At 30.1% G+C, this 18,849-nt stretch carries 20 protein-coding genes and 1 riboswitch; of the genes, 11 read left to right on the top strand and 9 right to left on the bottom strand.

Features of this window, described 5'->3' with window-relative positions:
* Window positions 1-6 precede the first annotated feature (6 nt).
* Entirely contained in the window at window positions 7-690 is a 684-nt protein-coding gene (locus tag BM549_RS05085; protein WP_290469284.1) for an NAD-dependent deacylase, read from the top strand.
* Between the two features lie 16 nt (window positions 691-706).
* Window positions 707-1,642: a DUF4421 family protein gene (locus tag BM549_RS05090; protein ID WP_290469285.1), complete on the top strand. Its 936-nt coding sequence runs from the start codon at window positions 707-709 to the stop codon at window positions 1,640-1,642.
* Here the strand turns inward: BM549_RS05090 and BM549_RS05095 are convergent, their stop codons facing one another.
* Entirely contained in the window at window positions 1,643-3,277 is a 1,635-nt protein-coding gene (locus tag BM549_RS05095) for an ABC-F family ATP-binding cassette domain-containing protein (protein WP_290469286.1), read from the bottom strand.
* A gap of 166 nt (window positions 3,278-3,443) precedes the next feature.
* Here BM549_RS05095 and BM549_RS05100 point away from each other — a divergent pair, with 166 nt between their 5' ends.
* Window positions 3,444-3,890, top strand: a complete 447-nt coding sequence (locus BM549_RS05100) for a KTSC domain-containing protein (RefSeq protein WP_290469287.1) — start codon at window positions 3,444-3,446, stop codon at window positions 3,888-3,890.
* A gap of 66 nt (window positions 3,891-3,956) precedes the next feature.
* Here the strand turns inward: BM549_RS05100 and BM549_RS05105 are convergent, their stop codons facing one another.
* Both BM549_RS05105 and BM549_RS05110 read right to left on the bottom strand, forming a co-directional pair.
* On the bottom strand, window positions 3,957-5,189 hold the full coding sequence (locus BM549_RS05105; RefSeq protein ID WP_290469288.1) for a glycosyltransferase: 1,233 nt from the start codon (window positions 5,187-5,189) through the stop codon (window positions 3,957-3,959).
* Window positions 5,190-5,271: 82 nt separating this feature from the next.
* On the bottom strand, window positions 5,272-5,745 hold the full coding sequence (locus BM549_RS05110) for a heme-binding domain-containing protein (RefSeq protein WP_290469289.1): 474 nt from the start codon (window positions 5,743-5,745) through the stop codon (window positions 5,272-5,274).
* A 39-nt stretch (window positions 5,746-5,784) separates the two neighbouring features.
* On the opposite strand from BM549_RS05110, the gene BM549_RS05115 reads away from it, so the two are divergent.
* From BM549_RS05115 to BM549_RS05125, 3 genes are all read left to right on the top strand, one after another.
* Window positions 5,785-6,348 (top strand): adenylosuccinate lyase, encoded by a 564-nt coding sequence (locus tag BM549_RS05115; RefSeq protein ID WP_290469290.1) that lies wholly within the window; start codon window positions 5,785-5,787, stop codon window positions 6,346-6,348.
* A gap of 94 nt (window positions 6,349-6,442) precedes the next feature.
* Entirely contained in the window at window positions 6,443-7,786 is a 1,344-nt protein-coding gene (gene purB, locus BM549_RS05120; protein ID WP_290469291.1) for an adenylosuccinate lyase, read from the top strand.
* A gap of 2 nt (window positions 7,787-7,788) precedes the next feature.
* Window positions 7,789-7,995 (top strand): hypothetical protein, encoded by a 207-nt coding sequence (locus tag BM549_RS05125; protein WP_290469292.1) that lies wholly within the window; start codon window positions 7,789-7,791, stop codon window positions 7,993-7,995.
* A gap of 98 nt (window positions 7,996-8,093) precedes the next feature.
* On the opposite strand, the gene BM549_RS05130 is transcribed toward BM549_RS05125, so the two are convergent.
* From BM549_RS05130 to BM549_RS05145, 4 genes are read right to left on the bottom strand one after another with little or no spacing between them, the layout of a single operon-like run.
* Window positions 8,094-8,639 (bottom strand): DUF4252 domain-containing protein, encoded by a 546-nt coding sequence (locus tag BM549_RS05130; RefSeq protein WP_290469293.1) that lies wholly within the window; start codon window positions 8,637-8,639, stop codon window positions 8,094-8,096.
* Window positions 8,640-8,653: 14 nt separating this feature from the next.
* The gene (locus tag BM549_RS05135) at window positions 8,654-9,211 is read right to left on the bottom strand and encodes a DUF4252 domain-containing protein (protein WP_041301918.1); all 558 of its coding nucleotides are present in this window, start codon (window positions 9,209-9,211) and stop codon (window positions 8,654-8,656) included.
* Window positions 9,212-9,254: 43 nt separating this feature from the next.
* Window positions 9,255-9,740 (bottom strand): hypothetical protein, encoded by a 486-nt coding sequence (locus tag BM549_RS05140; protein ID WP_290469294.1) that lies wholly within the window; start codon window positions 9,738-9,740, stop codon window positions 9,255-9,257.
* Window positions 9,730-10,239, bottom strand: a complete 510-nt coding sequence (locus BM549_RS05145; RefSeq protein WP_013870642.1) for an RNA polymerase sigma factor — start codon at window positions 10,237-10,239, stop codon at window positions 9,730-9,732. The genes BM549_RS05140 and BM549_RS05145 overlap by 11 nt, the downstream gene beginning before the upstream one ends.
* Window positions 10,240-10,443: 204 nt before the next feature.
* Between BM549_RS05145 and BM549_RS05150 the strand changes: the two genes are divergently transcribed.
* Together BM549_RS05150 and BM549_RS05155 are read left to right on the top strand one after the other, a co-directional pair.
* Window positions 10,444-11,862: a S41 family peptidase gene (locus BM549_RS05150; RefSeq protein WP_290469295.1), complete on the top strand. Its 1,419-nt coding sequence runs from the start codon at window positions 10,444-10,446 to the stop codon at window positions 11,860-11,862.
* A complete protein-coding gene (locus tag BM549_RS05155; RefSeq protein ID WP_290469296.1) occupies window positions 11,852-12,550 on the top strand; it encodes a diphthine--ammonia ligase in 699 nt (232 codons plus the stop codon). The genes BM549_RS05150 and BM549_RS05155 overlap by 11 nt, the downstream gene beginning before the upstream one ends.
* A 72-nt stretch (window positions 12,551-12,622) precedes the next feature.
* Here the strand turns inward: BM549_RS05155 and BM549_RS05160 are convergent, their stop codons facing one another.
* Window positions 12,623-13,666 carry a hypothetical protein gene (locus BM549_RS05160; RefSeq protein WP_290469297.1) on the bottom strand — a complete coding sequence of 348 codons (1,044 nt, stop codon included), beginning with the start codon at window positions 13,664-13,666 and terminating at the stop codon, window positions 12,623-12,625.
* 7 nt (window positions 13,667-13,673) lie between these two features.
* Window positions 13,674-15,524, bottom strand: coding sequence for a TonB-dependent siderophore receptor (locus BM549_RS05165; protein ID WP_290469298.1), 1,851 nt, complete (start codon window positions 15,522-15,524; stop codon window positions 13,674-13,676).
* Window positions 15,525-15,551: 27 nt separating this feature from the next.
* Window positions 15,552-15,775, bottom strand: a riboswitch (cobalamin riboswitch).
* Between the two features lie 70 nt (window positions 15,776-15,845).
* Between BM549_RS05165 and BM549_RS05170 the strand changes: the two genes are divergently transcribed.
* From BM549_RS05170 to BM549_RS05180, 3 genes are read left to right on the top strand one after another with little or no spacing between them, the layout of a single operon-like run.
* Complete coding sequence (locus tag BM549_RS05170) at window positions 15,846-17,000, top strand: ABC transporter substrate-binding protein (protein WP_290469299.1); 1,155 nt, start codon at window positions 15,846-15,848, stop codon at window positions 16,998-17,000.
* Window positions 17,001-18,017, top strand: coding sequence for an iron ABC transporter permease (locus BM549_RS05175; protein WP_290469300.1), 1,017 nt, complete (start codon window positions 17,001-17,003; stop codon window positions 18,015-18,017).
* On the top strand, window positions 18,017-18,811 hold the full coding sequence (locus tag BM549_RS05180; protein WP_290469301.1) for an ABC transporter ATP-binding protein: 795 nt from the start codon (window positions 18,017-18,019) through the stop codon (window positions 18,809-18,811). Before BM549_RS05175 ends, BM549_RS05180 begins: the two co-directional genes overlap by 1 nt.
* Window positions 18,812-18,849: the final 38 nt, after the last annotated feature.

An 18,849-nucleotide genomic window follows, 5' to 3' on the forward strand; every position in this document is an offset into this window, starting at 1 on the left:
AAGAATATGAAACATCTAGTAGTACTAACTGGTGCAGGAATGAGTGCCGAAAGTGGTTTAAAAACATTTAGAGACGCCAATGGCTTGTGGGAAGGACACGATGTTATGGAAGTTGCAACACCTGAAGGATTTTTAAATAATCCGGAATTGGTTTTAGAATTTTACAACCAAAGGAGACAACAGCTTTTAGAGGTAGAACCTAACAGCGCGCATTATGAACTAGCAAAATTAGAGAAGCAATTTAAGGTGAGTATTATTACTCAAAACGTAGATGATTTACATGAACGTGCCGGTAGCAACACTGTTATACATTTACATGGGGAACTTTTAAAAGTACGAAGTATAATTACGCCAGATAATGTGTATTCCTGGCGAAAACCACTTCACCTTGGTGATAAAGATAAAAACGGACACCAATTACGACCACATATTGTTTGGTTTGGTGAAGCTGTACCTTTAATTGAAACAGCAGCAAATATTTGTAGCCAAGCAGATATATTGTTAATTATTGGCACCTCTATGCAAGTATATCCTGCTGCTGGTTTAAAAGATTATATTCCTGCACAAACACACACTTATTTTATAGACCCTAATCCTGCTGTTAGCAGTAACAACGCATTAACAGTAATTGCTAAAACCGCTACCGAAGGCATTAAAGACTTTATTAAAGCGCTAAATTCAAATCACTAAACACAGAAAATTTTAAATGAAAAATACTTGCTGCATTCTATTAATATTCTGTTTTACAAAACTTTACTCTCAAGATATAATTTCATTTAAAGATAAATTATTATTTAAAGTTGAATTAAATAAACAAACTGAATCCTTTTTAATAAATGAAGAAAATAATAATGCTTTTATAGCGGAAGCCAATAATGTGTATAAATTAAAAATTGCAGCCAATTATAAATTTTTAGGTTTAAGTATTGGTTTTTCTCCAAGTAATAGCTACGGAAACAATAAATCTAAATTTAGAAACATCCAGCTAAGGCTATTTCCAAACCAATGGTTTCAAACTATAGAACATAGACGTGTACAAGGTTTTTACCAAGATCAAATTCCCAATGGTACTGCTTTAAAACAATTTCCGCATTTAAAAACAACAAGTTGGACTGGAAGTACTGCTTATGTATTAAATAAAAACTTTTCTCTTAAACACTTAATGGCTTTAAATGAATGGCAACGAGAAACATCTGGTAGTTTTATTCCTACTTTAAATTATGGTTTTAATAGGCTGTCTGATTTTACAGAAAATGGTAAATACATACAAAACAATTTTGATATTGCTTTAACACCAAATTATTATTACACCTGGATAATTAAAGAACATTGGTTTCTCTCAGGAAATTTAGCTCCTTCCATTGGTGTAAGGTTTTCAAAAGAAAAAATTAAAGATATTGAAACTCGCGATACTTTTTTTACTAATGCTTTAGACTTTAACTTACAGTTTGGCTATACTACCGAGACTATTAGTGCTGGAGCAAAATTTAGCTTTGTATCAAACAGTAATAAAGAAGATAATATATCACGAAATTTTGTAAACGATAAAACCTATGCTAGTCTTTATTTTGGTTACCGTTTTGAGCCGCCAACGTTTATAAAAAACACAGCAAACTGGATTAAAACTAAAACTGGTTTATAATTAATTTAAATCTATATCTTTTAAATTTTGAATGCGATTACGCTCTAAAAATGCATCTATAGTTTCAAAATGCTCAATAACGCGTTGATCTTTAAACTCAAATACTTTTTGAGATAAACCTTGTAAAAAATCACGGTCGTGAGATACTAATATTAATGTGCCGTCAAAATCTAATAATGCCTCTTTTAAAACGTCTTTAGATTTTAAATCTAAGTGATTTGTTGGCTCATCTAATATTAACAAGTTTACTGGCTCTAAAAGCAATTTAACCATAGCTAATCTTGTTTTTTCTCCTCCAGATAATACAGATACTTTTTTATCTATATCATCACCTTTAAACATAAAGCGCCCAAGAATATTTTTTATTTGTGTTCTAACATCTCCTTTTGCAACAGCGTCTACAGTTTCAAAAATAGTTAAGTCTTGATCTAATAATGCCGCTTGATTTTGTGCAAAATAACCTACTTGAACATTATGGCCTAAAGCGCACTTTCCTTCTACTTCAATTTCACCTAAAATAGATTTTATCATTGTAGATTTTCCTTCTCCATTTCTTCCTACAAAAGATACTTTCTCGCCTCTAGCTATAGAGAAACTTGCATTTTTAAATACATCATGATCACCATAACTTTTAGATAAATCTTCAACAATTACAGGATAATCGCCAGAACGTTGTGCAGATGGAAACTTAAGTTTTAATGCCGAGTTATCAACCTCATCGATTTCTATAATATCTAACTTTTCAAGCATGCGTTCTCGTGATGCAACTTGGTTAGTTTTAGAAAACGTGCCTTTAAAACGTTCTATAAATGCCATATTATCGGCTATAAATTTTTGTTGCTCTTGGTAAGCTTTAATTTGGTGACTGCGACGTTCTTCGCGTAATTGTAAGTAATGAGAATAATTGGCTTTATAATCATAAATACGTCCCATAGTAACCTCTATAGTACGGTTTGTAATATTGTCTATAAATGCACGGTCATGAGAAATAACCATTACTGCATTTGCTTTATTTATTAAAAAATCTTCTAACCAAATTACAGATTCTATATCTATGTGGTTTGTAGGCTCATCTAATAAAATTAAGTCTGGTTTCTGTAATAGAATTTTTGCTAATTCTATTCGCATTCTCCAACCACCAGAAAACTCATTGGTTTGCCTTGTAAAATCTGCTTGTTTAAACCCTAAACCTTTTAATGCTTTTTCTACTTCGGCATCATAATTTACATCTTCTAAAGCATAATATTGTTCGCCTAATTCGCTTACTTTTTCAATTATGGCCATGTATTCATCACTTTCATAATCTGTTCGTGTTTCCAGCTGTTTGTTAAGAGCTTCAATTTCATCTCGCATTTTAAAAATATGCTTGAATGCTTTAGAGGCTTCTTCAAAAACAGTACTATTATCTTTAGTAAGTAAATGTTGTGGTAAGTATGCAATTACAGTTTCTTTTGGAAAACTCACTTTTCCTCGAGTGCCTTTTTGCTCGCCTGCAACAATCTTCATCATTGTAGATTTTCCTGCTCCATTTTTACCCATTAATGCAATTTTATCGTTTGGATTTATAACAAAATTCACATCGCTAAATAAAGTTGTTCCACTAAACTCTACTGCTAAACCATCTACTGTAATCATAAACTTATTTTTAAAAACGCGAAAATACTAAAAAGCTTTTTATAAAATTATGCTCTCTTTTTTTGTTTTTAATTGAATTTTTAAAAGCTAAAACTTATTATAACTTTCTAATAGCCAATCCAAAAGAATACACTACTTTCGCGCCAAATTTAGAATTGCAAATACTATGAAACGCATTAAGGAGTACAAAAAGTTATTTAACGTTGAAAATGATATGACTTTAAAAAGTTTAAAAACAACGTATAGAAGTCTTGTAAAAGAATGGCATCCAGATAAATTTCAAGATAATGATGAAAAAGCTCTAGAAGCTGAAGAGGTAAGTAGAAAAATAATTGATGCTTATCACTTTTTAGTTAGTATTGCTCCAGAAACTATTGCTGCTAATAAAGATGAATATAATACAACTATAAGTACCACAATTATGGATTGGAAACATAAAGGTTTACTGCTAGAAGTTACTTTTTTAGATGGTAATACTTATGAATATTTTGGTGTAAATAAAGCTTTATACATAAAATTTGCTCAAAGTGATAAGCAAAACCGTTTTGGAAAACGTAATATTTTTAATACGTTTACTTATAGAAAAATTAAGAAACAAGATGTTATGGCATAGTAACGCAGTTTCCTATAAAAAAAGCCTCTATTTTAAATAGAGGCTTTTTTTATTTTATAAATTAAATTATGCATTTTTCTCTTCTATCCATTTACTCATAAACTTTGTACTTTGTAGTGTATGGTGCATAAGCATTGCTCCCGTAAAATTACTTTTTCTATGTACATCTAAACCATTTTTAGTGGCTTCAACTCTATGCACAAAATCTGCTGCAAACAATTGTTTATCAAAACGTAAGTTTATAACATTTACACCAAGCTTTTGTTTTGCATTCCAAAATATTTTATTGCTATAAAGTTCTACAGCCATTTTTGCAAAATCTAAAGGATCATCTTCTATAAAGCCATTTGGTTCTAAATCTCCATACATACCTTCTGCTCCTATACTTGTAGTTATACAAGGTGTTCCATTATACATAGCATCTATAATTTTACCTTTTAATCCTGCACCAAAGCGTAATGGTACCAAACATACTTTGTATTTTTGCATTACTGTTGCAATATCTTCTACAAAGCCTTTAATATAAAATCCAGATTTTTTGTCTTCTAATTGAGTGACTTTATGAGATTCGTAAGATCCATAAATATGCATTTCGGCTTTAGGTAATTGTTTTCTAATTGTTGGCCAAATGTGTTCTTTTAGGTATTTAATACCATCTAAATTAGGTTCGTGTAAAAAATTACCAACAGTTACAAAATGTTCTCTTGCTCTAAATCCAGGTAAAAGACTTTGTTGCTTAGGAGAAATAGATTCTAATAAAAAAGGCAAATAACACAATAAATGTTCATCTACTTTAAATTGATGTTTTAAAATTTCAAATTCAACTTCACTAATAATTAAAGTTAAATCACATCTATAAATACTTGCTATTTCTCGTTTTGCTACATCATTAAATAAATAATGAGTATTAAAAACCGATTGGTCTTTTAAAGCTTGTTGCCTTCCTTTTCTTAAGCAATGTAAATCTTCAGTATCTAGTAACCTTAAAGCATTAGGACATTGTTCTGCTACGCGCCATCCAAATTGTTCTTCAATCATAAATCGATCGAATACTACGATATCTGGATTTAGTTCTTTTACAAAAACATCAAAACTAGAATTGTTTAATTCTATTTCTTGAGTTTTAACACCAATACTTTTTAAATCGAAAGCATTTTCACTTTTTGCACATGCTGTAGCAAATGTTACATTGTATTTTTTTGATAGAAATAAGTTTATTATATGCATCATACGTATTCCTGCTGCAGAGCTTTTGGGCTCTGGCCATACAATGCCAATAATTAAAAGTTCTTTATTCAAAAGAGAAGCGTATTTAAATTAGTGTTTCTACAAAATTACGAGTCTCTTAATAAAATAGAACATTTTTAACTTTATTTATTAATTATTCTGGTCTTGGCGCTAAGGCATAACCCATTCTAACACGTTTCGCCCATTTTAAAACAGCTGTTATTTGCTCATCTGTTAGTTTTGCTTCAGTATGCGTCCATGTGTAAGATGGTAACGGCATTTCTTTTGCTTCGACCATTTCTATTAATTCTTCAATTTTATGGTCTTTTCGTTTTATAGAATAATCATTCCATGTAGAAACATTAAAATGCTTTGTACCATGCGCTACGTGATCTGCCATCCAATAATTTACGGGTGTAATATTATTATACCAAGGATAGCGTGTAGCGTTACTGTGACAATCAAAGCAACTTTCTTCTAATATTTTTTTAACTTCTGGAGATGGTTTGGTTTCTTGTAAGAAAGCCGAAACAGATTCCATACTGCCATCATTTTTTTCTGGCCCAAAAAACTGAGCAATTACAAATATTACAAGTAAAATTAATAAACCCTTTTTAACAATTTTCATTTTCGTTACATTTAGGCTTTAAAAGTAATAAAAATCCTTTTGACATTAGAAACGCTATATCAAGAATTAAATTACGTTAATCATTCTCGTGAGAAACGCCTATATTATGCTAATTTGGTTATTAATAATCTAGACTTAATACCTAAATTATTAAAAATTTTATTTATGGTTGATGATAAAATATCACCTCGCGCTGCTTGGGTTTTCGAGTTTATATGTGGTGAAAATATTGAAAAAATCATCCCATATTTAGATACTTTTACGCAAAACATGCATAAGGTACATTTAGACTCTGCAGTTAGGCCTGTTGCTAAAATTTGTGAATATTTAATAGAAGCGTATTACGGTAAAAAAGATTCTAAAATTAAGCAAGCGTTAAGTTCAAAACATCGAGAGAAAATTACCGAAGCTTGTTTTGATTGGATGATTAATGATGCCAAAATTGCACCTAAAGCCTATGCTATGAATAGCTTATTTCTTTTAGGCCAAGAGTATAGCTGGATTCATCCAGAATTGGTTTTAATTTTAGAACGTGACTACCAAATGCAAAGTTCTGGTTTTAAAGCGCGTGCAAGGCAAATTTTAAAGAAAATTAAAAAATAGCATTTAAATAAAAGTTTTGCTCTTAACACCAAACTTTTAACTTTCTTACCTATCTTTACGCCTTTCAAAATTGAAACACAACAACACACACTATATGTCATTATCTAACTTAAATGCCATCTCACCTATTGATGGTCGTTATAGAAATAAAGTAGAAAACTTAACTCATTATTTTTCTGAAGAAGCGCTTATTAAATATCGTGTTTTAGTAGAAATAGAATATTTTATCGCTTTATGTGAACAGCCTTTACCGCAACTCTCTGGTATTAACACATCAATTTTTAAAGAGTTAAGGTCAATTTATAAAGATTTTTCTGTTGAAGATGCGCAAGCTATTAAAGACATTGAAAAGGTAACAAACCACGATGTAAAAGCAGTTGAGTATTTTATAAAAGAACAGTTTGACGCTTTAAGCCTTCAAGATTATAAAGAGTTTATTCATTTTGGTTTAACCTCTCAAGATATTAATAACACAGCAATTCCATTAAGTATTAAAGATGCTATGAATGCTGTTTATGTTCCAGAATACACAAACCTTTTAAATGAATTAAAACGTCTTGCTGAAGAGTGGAAAGATATCCCAATGCTAGCAAGAACGCACGGCCAACCTGCATCACCAACGCGTTTAGGAAAAGAAATTGAAGTTTTTGTTGTACGCTTAGAAGAACAGTTTAATTTATTAAACGATATACCTAGTGCTGCAAAATTTGGTGGAGCAACTGGTAATTTTAATGCGCATAAGGTAGCATATCCAGATACAGATTGGAAAGCCTTTGGTAGTGCCTTTGTTCAAGAAAAACTAGGGCTTCATCATTCGTTTCCAACAACTCAAATTGAGCATTACGACCATATGGCTGCTTTATTTGATTGTTTAAAACGTATAAACACTATTATTATAGATTTAGATCGTGATATCTGGACTTACGTATCTATGGACTATTTTAAACAAAAAATTAAAGCTGGTGAAGTTGGAAGTAGTGCCATGCCACACAAAGTAAACCCTATAGATTTTGAAAATTCTGAAGGTAATTTAGGTATAGCCAATGCTATTTTCGAGCATTTATCGGCTAAACTACCCGTTTCACGTTTACAACGTGATTTAACAGACAGTACTGTTTTACGTAATGTTGGTGTACCTTTTGGGCATACGCTTATTGGTTTTAAATCTACAATTAAAGGTTTAGGAAAGCTATTATTAAATGCTTCTAAATTTGAACAAGACTTAGAAAATAATTGGGCTGTAGTTGCCGAAGCTATACAAACCATTTTACGCCGTGAAGCTTACCCAAATCCATATGAAGCTCTTAAAGGCTTAACAAGAACTAACGAAGCGATTACAAAAACCTCTATTTCAAATTTTATTGATACCTTAGAGGTTAGTGAAGCTATTAAAAATGAATTAAAAGCTATTTCTCCAAGTAACTATACAGGTATATAAATATGTTTACAAACTCTCAATCTCGAATTATTTGTGGCGTGCTTGCCATAGCTTTTTTTATTAGTGGTTTATTAGGAATTTTAGACCATTTAATAACTAAAATTATTCTAGGTAGTTTGTTAATATTAATTATTCTAAATTTATTTTTAGTAAAAAGAGAGAATACAGAACATGAACTTGATGATTCTAATAAAAAGTATTTAAAGTAATATAACACATAATAAAATATAAATTAAAAAAGGACTGCGCCAACAGTCCTTTTTTCTGTTTATATATTAACATATAAACTCTAATATATAAACATGAATTATTGTTTAAAATAATCCATAACCTTTTGCAGCTGACTTTCGTCTACATCTGCATTTTGCATTTGCGATATTAATTTATATAGTTTTTCTGGTTGCATATCATCTCCTAATACGCGAACAACAGCAAAACCTAAATCGCTAGAACTTGCTAATACTAAAAACTCATCTACCGTATCATTATCTCCAATAGTATTAACTCTAAATTTCATACCATTATCGCTAAACTCCATTAACTCGTTATACTTTTCATTTTTAAAAACAGCTTTTGCTTTTTCTAATTCCTGAGTATATTGTTCTTGGTTTCCATCGATAGCTTTATATGCTATAATATTAACTTTCTCGAATGAGTTATATACTTTTTCTTGATCTTCGTCTAACTCTATTTTAGAGACATCTATCATTTTAGGTGATAAATCTAAAGATAAAAACTCTGGTTTATCTTGGTGCTCTACAACATAGGTTTGTATAGATTTTTCATCTTTACAGCTTACTAAAGCTAAAGTTAAAAAAAACACAGCTAATATGGTCTTAAATTTAGTGTTCATAGTTATTGTGGTTTTTATTTTTTATCAATTTTATCGCCACCTGGTAAATCCATTTGCTTTGTTAATTTAGAAATTTGATTTAAGTCTATATCTCCCGTTAAAGAAATTACAACAGTTTCAATAGTTCTTTTTTTACCATTAACAGTAACGCCATCTTTCATCATACCTTCTAAACCATTAACAAACATTAAAAGCTCTGCTACGTGATCGCTATCTTTTCCTTCTTTTACATAAAATTTAACAAGCATTCCATCATCTTTAACTTCCATTAACTCTTCTAAAGAATTTGAACGAGATTTTACCCATTTAGCAATATCTGCAGATATAGCTTTATTATCTGTAGCGATGGTTTTAAAACTGGTAATACTATTTACCATGTTTATATACTCTTGAGATTCTTTATCATCTGTATTAATATCCATTTTAGCCAACATTTGAAACATTTTAGGCTTTATAGATACATAAGTTACTGCATTATTATCGCTGTATTTACTAAAAATATCGCTTTGCGCCATTGCTGTAAATGGCATAATTAATATTGCGAAAGCAAAAACTAAAAGGGACTTTTTCATTGTGTTTAATTTATTTATTGTGTACATAATTTTATTTTTTTAATTAGTTATTATTAAATATGCGACCCATAGGATCATTAATTTCTTTTAAATAATCAACCTGCGTGCCAGCTGTATTAATTACTTTTAAGTAGCTTACCTGCGCTGTTGCTTTATTTAAATGTTGTGAGACTAAAGCTAAAGCGGCTTTAGCATTTTCATAGTCTGCTCTATCTGCCTCTGTAATTAAATCTTCTTGACTTTGTGTAGGATTAAATACAAAGATTGATAGCATAAGAACTGCTACTGCTGCAATAGATAACCACTTAAAATTAAATTTCTTTTTTGTTGCATTAACTTCAAGAAGTGAAATATCTTTAGTAAACTGTTCTTTTTTATTTACTATAAAATATTGAAACATTGGTTTGTACATTTCTAAATGTGGAGCGACAGTTTCTTGCGAAAAATAGTTTTTTAACTGTGCTTCTTCCTTTAGTGATGTTTCACCATTTTCGTACTTTTCTAATAAATGTTCTATATTATTTAACACCGTAATTGTGGGTTTTAGTTAATTTTTCTCTTATTGTTTTTCTAGCCCTTGATAAGGTTACACGCACTGCGGTTTCATTCATATCAAGCATTTTTGCTATTTCTTTAAAATCGTATTGTTCAATATCTCTTAATTGTACTACCATTTTTTGTTGTTCTGGTAAGTCTTCCATAATCTTACCTATCCAATCTAAACTATCATTTAACTCTACTTGCTTTTGTAAAGCAACATTATGGTCTTGATAGTTACTATGTACAATTTTTAAATTTTGCGCTTGCTTAGATTTTAACTTATCAAAACAAAAGTTTTTTGTCATAGTCATAGAAAACGCTTCTATATTATTATATTCTTTTATCTTTTTTTTATTCTTCCAAAGTTTAATTAATACTTCTTGCGTTGCATCTTCTGCTTCTTCAGTAGAAACTAAAAGACGCTTGGCTAGCCTAAAAACTTTATCTTTAAAAGGCGTCACAATATTTATAAATTCTGACTGTGTCATTAACTTGGTTGGTTTATGTTATTACGACGACCTACTTATTATTTTGTTACAATCTTTTTTAATTTTATTAATAATAAATACATTTATACTTACATCTACTATAAAACAAAGGGCTTTAATCTAGTAAATACAGATATTTTATGGTATTTAAATAAAAGTAATTACTTTTAAGGACGACTATTTAAAGAAAAGAAAGATTATACTATGAAAAAAATTGCAAGACTTCTGTTTTTAGCATTCATAACTATTAACATTACTAGTTGTTTTAATGATGATTTTGATGATAATGATGTATCAACTTCATCTATTAACGACTTTGTATATAGAGCTATGGATATATTTTACCTTTATAGAGATGAAGTGCCTGCTTTGGTAGAAGACAAAAGAAACAGCGCCAATTATACAGAGTATTTAAATAGTTTTAGTACTCCTGAAACACTATTTGAAAGCCTTATTTTTGATCGCCAAAATGTTGATAGATTTAGCTTTATTTTAAGTGATTATATTGCATTCGAGCAACAACAACAAGGTGTAAGTGTTGCAAATGGTATGGAATATGGCCTATTGAGATATACTGAAGGTAGTGACGACATATTTGGATACGTACGTTATGTTTTACCAAATACAAGTGCCGAAGATGCTGGCGTACAACGCGGCGATTTATTTTATGGTATTGATGGTACACCGTTAACCGTTAACAATTTTAGAAGTTTATTAAGCCAAGATAACTACACAATAAACTTAGCAAACTATAACGATAATGGAACGCCAGAAACAGATGATGATACTATAGAGCAAACAACAGAAAGTATTGCTTTAAGCAAAGCGCCATACACAGAAAACCCAGTTTTTAAAACCGAAATTCTTCAAGTTGAAGGCGAAAATGTAGGCTACCTAATGTATAATGGTTTTACAGGAAGCTTTGACCAAGCTTTAAATAATGCTTTTGCAACCTTTCAAGCCAACGCTATACAGCATTTAGTTATAGATTTACGTTATAATCCAGGTGGCTCGGTTAACTCGGCAACTTTAATGGGTAGTATGGTAACAGGACAATTTAATGGGCAAACTTTTACAAAACTTATTTATAACGATTTATTACAAGCTAATAATACAGGTTTTAATTTTACTAATAGTTTTGATGGCGGTACAATTAACAACTTAAATTTAGATAAAGTCTACGTTTTAGCCACAAGTGCTTCTGCCTCTGCAAGCGAATTGGTTATTAATAGTTTAAGTTCTTATATCGATGTTGTACATATTGGTACAGAAACTGTAGGAAAATCGCAAGCCTCAATAACTTTATACGATTCTGAAGACTATACGAGAAATGGTGTAAACCCAATACATACTTATGCATTACAACCATTAGTTGCAATTAGCGTTAATGTAAATGAAGATGTTGTGCCTGCAAACGGTTTAACACCAGATATTACTATTGGCGAACAAGTAAATAACTTAGGCGTTTTAGGTGATGAAAACGAACCGCTTTTAGCTGAAGCTTTAGCAAACATCGCTGCTACAAATAGACCAGCAAACACAACACCTGGAAAAATAATTAAACCTATTTTTGATAGTAACGACCTAAAACCTCACGCTAAAGACATGTACATTGAGCGCTAAAACTTATTTTAATTGGAGTACAGGAAAAGACTCTGCTTTAGCATTACATTATTTATTAAAAAACTCAAATTTTTCGGTTGAAAAGCTAGTGACTAGCATAAACACTCATTATAATAGAGTTACAATGCATGGTTTACCTATTACATTACTAAAAAAGCAAACCGAAGCTATTGGTATTACTTTACAAACCATAAATCTTCCTGAACAACCAAGCATGGAAGATTATGAAGAAATTATGACAAAAGCTGTAAACTCTTTAAAAACTGAAGGTTTTACACATAGTGTTTTTGGTGATATTTTTTTAGAAGATTTAAAACAATACCGAGTAAATAATTTAGCAAAGCAAAATATAAATACGGTATTTCCACTTTGGAAAAAAGACACCAAACAATTAATAACAGAATTTTTAGACTTAGGTTTTAAAGCTATAATTGTATGTGCTAGTGCTAAGTATTTTTCTGAAGATTTTGTTGGTAAAATTATTACTAAAAAATTAATTGAAAACTTACCTGAAGCAGTAGATCCTTGTGGCGAAAATGGAGAGTTTCATACCTTTTGTTACGATGGCCCAATTTTTAAAGCACCTGTTTCTTTTACAATAGGAGAGAAAATTTATCGAGAATATAATACACCAAATACCAAAAATGAAAAATCTGGTTTTTGGTTTTGTGATTTAATTACTGAATAATAAAAAAGCCTGCTAAATAGCAGGCTTTTTTAAAGTATAGGTTTTATACTCTAATCGTTTAAAAAAAAACACTTAGTTAAAATATATTTTTGAAGCGCCTATTCCTACAGAAAAACTATTTGTCTCTGCTCCTGTTAATATATCGTAAACTAATAAAGTACTGTTTTCTGTAAAGCTTGCATCTGTTACAAATAAATTATTATCCTTAATAGATAATCCATAAGCATAAGCTGCAGATACCGAGAATAACGGAGTTGCTGGTAAAGTTGTAGCATCATCTGTTAATCCAAACACTTCGTTATTTACAATATAATAAGCCACACCATTATTGTAAGACATTAAACCTGGATGTAAACCTGTCTCAAAAGCTAAAGAAGATATAATAGAATTATTAGACACATCAATTTTAGTAATTGATGCTTGTGTTTCATTACCTGTCCAGCTTTCGTTTCCTCCAGATAATACAATTAAATCTCCATCATTATTAATTGCCATTTCATCTGGCTTAGAATCTACAGTTATTGTTTCTGTTGTATTATCTTCAGTATTTACTACAGTTACTACATTATTAGTATTATATCCACCTTTGTGAGAAACATATAATTTATTAGAGTTTACTAATACTTGTTCTGGACCTTCAGACACAGCTATTGAAGCGGTAACAGTATTAGAATTTAAATCTACAACAGCAATATAATCATCTGTAGCATTATTTGGGTCTGCCCAATCAGACACATAAGCTGTATCTCCATTAAACGCGATATATCTTGGCAAACTTAAACCTGTAGAAATCGTTCCAAGATTTTCAAAAGTATAACGGTTAACTACAGAAATGGTTCCTGCATCTACTACTATATATGCTTTATCTTCATGAAAACCAACAGATTGTAAATACACACCTAAGTTTTCACCGTTAACATTAAAATATACTTGATTTTCTGAAGTAGAAAAATCGTTAGATACATAAGAAATTGAAGATGGACCACCTTCAGAACTTACAATAATTCCATCTTCATAAGCTCCTAAAGGCTCAGAAGGTGTTGCTAAATCATCATCATTAGAGCAAGAAGTTACTAATAATGCTAATGTTAAAACTGAATAAATAATCTTTTTCATAATTGTTTTAAAATTTATAGTGTAATTGAATATTAAAGTTTCTGTTTGGCATTGGTCTAAAAGCTACATTTTGATAAATTTCATTAAAAAGATTATTAATGTTTACTCCTAAATCCAATTGGTTTTTTGTTGTTTTAATTAGTTTATAGTTAAATCCTAAATTAGCAACATCGTAAGATTCTAAACTATAAAAAGAACCTTTTAAATTATCGGCAGTTGTAAATACTTCGCCATTAAACATATGCTGATAAAACATAGAAAACCTTTTAAAACTATAAGCAATAGATGCGTTTGCTTTATGAAAAGGCACATAGATTAATTGCTTATTAGTTTCATCGTTTTTAGATACTGTATAAGAATAATTAGAAGAAAAAATAAACTCTTGTTTATTAAAAGTCTTTGTAATATTTAATCCTGCTTCTACTCCATAACTTTGAGATTTTGCTATATTTTCTGGTGACCAAATACCAGATGCGCCTGGTTGCCATTGTATTAAATCTTCAGTAGAAATATAATACGTATTTAAGTTAAATTGAAAGGCTTTATAATTAAGTACATGACCTAAATCTATTTGGTAAGAAGACTCTGGAACTAAATCTAAATTGCCTCCAGGTTGCCAATACAAATCATTAAAAGTAGGTACTCTATAATTTTTTGAAGCATTAATTTTTAACTTATAATATTTAGAAAAACCATAAACGCCATCAATAGAAAACAATAATGGACTTTTAAAATTAGACGTTACGTCTTGACGTATATTTAAGCCTATATTTAGTTTACTATTTGGGTTGTATTGTAGTAATCCTGTAGCAGAAAATGCGTTTCTATTTGGCTCACCAAAACTACTGCCTTCACCTTGAAAATAATTGTAATCTAAAATACTTTTTACAGACAGTGTTTTAGATAAATTAAAATCTAAACTATGTTTTAACACAAGCGTATTAACTTTTCCAAAAGAAAAGAATTCTGAATCTTTATTTTGGTAATATTCAAAATGTTCATTTAAATATGCGACTTTAAACGAAGATTTATATGCAGATGCAGTTCTAAACCACTCCAACATAGATCTCGAGTTTTTATCTTCATATTTACTATTAGATGGAGTTACTGTTGTACCAGAAAATTCTCTATCTGACAAATACGACTGATGATAAAGTTTAATTACATCATTATCAGAAATAAAATATCCCAAATTAACGCTAAAACTTAAATTGTTAAAAGCTCCGTTTTCATTAACTTGATCTAAACCTAAATATTTATAATCATTGTCAGATTCTATATAATTTACTCCAACATTAAAGGCGAATTTATCACTTCCATAATCTGTAACAAGACTTACATTTTTACTATCAAAACTTCCGTAATTAAGTTTAACATCATTTTTTAAATGTGAACTAAAACTTAGTGTATTATCTAAGTGAATACTTCCGCCAATAGCGCCACTTCCATATTGCACACTTCCACCGCCATTTCTAATAACAACTTTATTTATGTTATTTGTATTTATGGTATTAAAATCAGTTTGTCCATTAAGTTGAGAGTTAATAGAAATTCCATTCCAAATCACTGCTGTTTGAGATGCATTTGTACCTCTAAAAGATGGCGAAGAAACCATTCCAAAACCATTTTCTTTAAAATAAATATTAGAATTAAAACGCAATAAGTTTGTAAACGAGGTATTGTTTTTACTTAAAACAGAATCGTTTAAAACAGTTATTTTAAAACCTTTACCATTTTCTATAAGTTTACTATCATTTAAAACAACTTCATCTAAATTTTGAATAGAGTCTAGCTTAGTTTGAGCCAAACAGCTTAAACCACAAAAAATTGCAAATAAAAATAGAATACGTTTTTTCATAAATCTTAAAATCTTTCTCCCGAAGATTTTTTTGATAATGAATTTGGCAGGTCTCCTGACTTTTTTAATGTTACCATACCTTCCCAGAAATGTTTTCCAGTGGTTTTGAAGTTAGTAACACCCTTAAAAAAGGTACTCAAACAAGTTGAGTATAAAATTACAGTTGCGGGAACAGTTCAAGTTTTGCACTTGATTCCCTTTTAATCAACCATGCTTAATTGCAAAGTCGAACCAAAATTCAACGCAAATCTACTCTTTTTGTTTAATCTAACACACAAAAGATTAAATAATCTTATTTTTGAACTAAAAAAACCAAAGCTTTTGAAAAATATACTATTCCTTTTTATTGCCATTTCAATATTCTCATGTAAAGAAGATAAAGGCATTAACCGTAAATTACCTCCCGTAAATGTTGAAAAAAGTGAAAACAAAACAAATACCTATGCTGAAGGTTTTACAATTACAAAAAACGGCAACCATTCTATTTTAGAGATTAAAAGCCCATGGCCAAACAGTACACAAACTTTTAAATACGTTCTAATTTCAGCAGAAGAAGCCGCTAAAACTACGTTTATGAAAGAGGAGTACGATGGTATTTTAATAACACCTATTGAAAAAATTGTAGTAACCTCTACAACGCACATTCCTGCTTTAGAGCTTTTAAATGTTGAAGAAACCCTAATTGGTTTTCCGGGAACAGATTATATTTCATCTGAAAAAACAAGAACTAGAATTGATAGTAGTTTTGTTAGAGAATTAGGAAAAAATGAAGGTATAAACACCGAAGTACTTTTAGATATTAACCCTAATGTTGTAGTCGCTTTTGGTGTAGATGGAAAAAGTAAATCTTTAGAAACTATTAAAAAAGCTAATATACCAGTAATTTATAATGGTGATTGGGTAGAAAAATCGCCATTGGCAAAAGCCGAATGGATTAAGTTTTTTGGTGCTTTATATAACAAAGAAAAACAGGCCGATTCTATTTTTAATAAAATTGAAAAAGATTACACTCAAGCTAAAAAACTAGCCTTAAATGCAAAAAATAAACCTACTATTTTATCTGGAGCTATGCATAAAGATGTATGGTATTTACCAAACGGAACAAGTACAGAAGCACAGTTTTTAAAAGATGCTAATACAAACTACTTATGGAGCGATACAACCGAAAAAGGAAGTATTGCCTTAAATTTTGAAGTGGTTTATGAAAAAGCTAAAACTGCCGATTTATGGTTGAGTCCTTCGTATTACACAAGTCTTGAAGCCTTAGAAGAAGCTAGCCAACATTATACTAAATTTGATGCCTTTAAAAACAAGCAAGTATATTCATTTACTAACACTACGGGAAAAAACGGAGGTGTTTTATATTATGAGTTAGGTACTGCAAGACCAGATCTAGTTTTAAAAGATATTATTAAAATATGTCATCCAGAATTATTAGAAAATTACGAGCCTTTTTTCTTTAAAAAATTAGACTAATTGGTAACATCAAAATCATATAAATTTTCTTTTATCATTCTAATAATTGTATTAATTATACTCTTTTTTACGAATGTTAGTTTAGGTTCTATTTCTATACCTTTTAATACTGTATTTAATAGCTTAACGGGTAGTGCAGATAATTACATTATTCTAAACTATAGATTACCAAAAGCCATAACAGCCATATTAGTTGGTTCAGGTTTAGGCATATCTGGTTTATTAATGCAAACCTTATTTCGCAATCCATTAGCAGGACCATTTGTTTTAGGCATAACGTCTGGTGCAAGTTTAGGTGTTGCACTTATTATTATGGGATCATCGGTTTTAGGTGGCTTTTTTGCAACATTACTTATCTCAAAATGGAGTTTAGTTATCTCTGCAAGTTTAGGTAGTTTTTTAGTTTTACTTACGGTTTTAATAGTCTCTTCTCGTGTGCGCGACACTATGGCGATTTTAATTATCGGGCTTATGTTTGGTAGTATTACAGCTGCGGTAGTTAGTGTACTGTCGTATTTTAGTTCTGCCGAAGAATTACAACAATACATTTTTTGGGGATTTGGAAGTCTTGGCGATTTACAATGGAACGAGCTTAAAATATTTGCATTAATTTATAGTGTAGGCTTACTATTTAGTATAGCATCTATAAAAGCATTAAACACTTTACTATTAGGAGAAAACTATGCAAAAAGTTTAGGTTTAAATATTAAACAAAGCCGCTTAATAATTATAATTGCAACAAGTTTACTTGCAGGAACAATTACAGCATTTGCAGGACCAATTGCTTTTATTGGTTTAGCAATACCACATATTACTAGGCAAGTTTTTAATACATCAAACCATAAAATATTATTGCCAGCCGTATTTTTATTTGGCGCTATAATTATGCTTATTTGCGATGGCATTGCTCAATTACCAAATACAGATTATACATTACCAATAAACGCTATTACAAGTTTAATTGGCGCTCCAGTTGTGGTTTGGCTATTAGTTAGAAAGAAAAAAATGGTGTTTTAATGGCTGCGGAAATACAAAATATAATTTTAGAAACCAAAAATCTATCTATAGGTTATAAGTCTAAAAAGGCTAAAAATACTATTGCTTCAAATATAAATATCCAACTAAAAAAAGGCGAATTAATAGCTTTAGTTGGTGCAAACGGCATTGGCAAATCTACATTACTAAGAACGTTAACTAATGTACAACCAAAATTAAATGGTGAAATAAATATTAACTCTAAGCCTTTAATTGAGTACGGTTCAGTTGAATTAGCAAAAGTATTAAGTTTGGTTTTAACCGAAACAGTATCGTCTAAAAACCTTTCGGTTTTCGAGCTTATTGCACTTGGTAGGCAACCTTATACAAATTGGGTTGGTAATTTATCTAATAACGATATAAGTATTGTTAACAAAGCCATATCGCAAACAAATATTGAAGATTTAAAACACAAAAAATGTTTTGAATTAAGTGACGGGCAATTACAAAAAGTAATGATTGCGCGTGCTTTAGCACAAGATACATCACTAATTATTCTAGATGAGCCAACTACACATTTAGATATGTACCACAAAGCATACATTTTAAAACTGCTTCAAAAACTAGCTAAAGAAACAAATAAAACTATTTTATTTTCGTCTCACGAAATAGATTTAGCCATACAACTATGCGATAATTTAATTGTGATGAGTGATAAAAACTGTATACAAAACACACCAGACAACCTTATAAATCAAGGTGCTTTTAATACGTTGTTTCCAAACGATTTAATTATTTTCGACCAAACAACTAAAAGTTTTAGAGTAAAGAAATAAGAGAAAACTATTTGCTTGTTTCTTAGTCTTACGTCTAA

This window comes from Lacinutrix sp. MedPE-SW, from assembly GCF_001874145.1.
In the GTDB taxonomy this organism is placed as follows: Bacteria; Bacteroidota; Bacteroidia; order Flavobacteriales; family Flavobacteriaceae; genus Lacinutrix.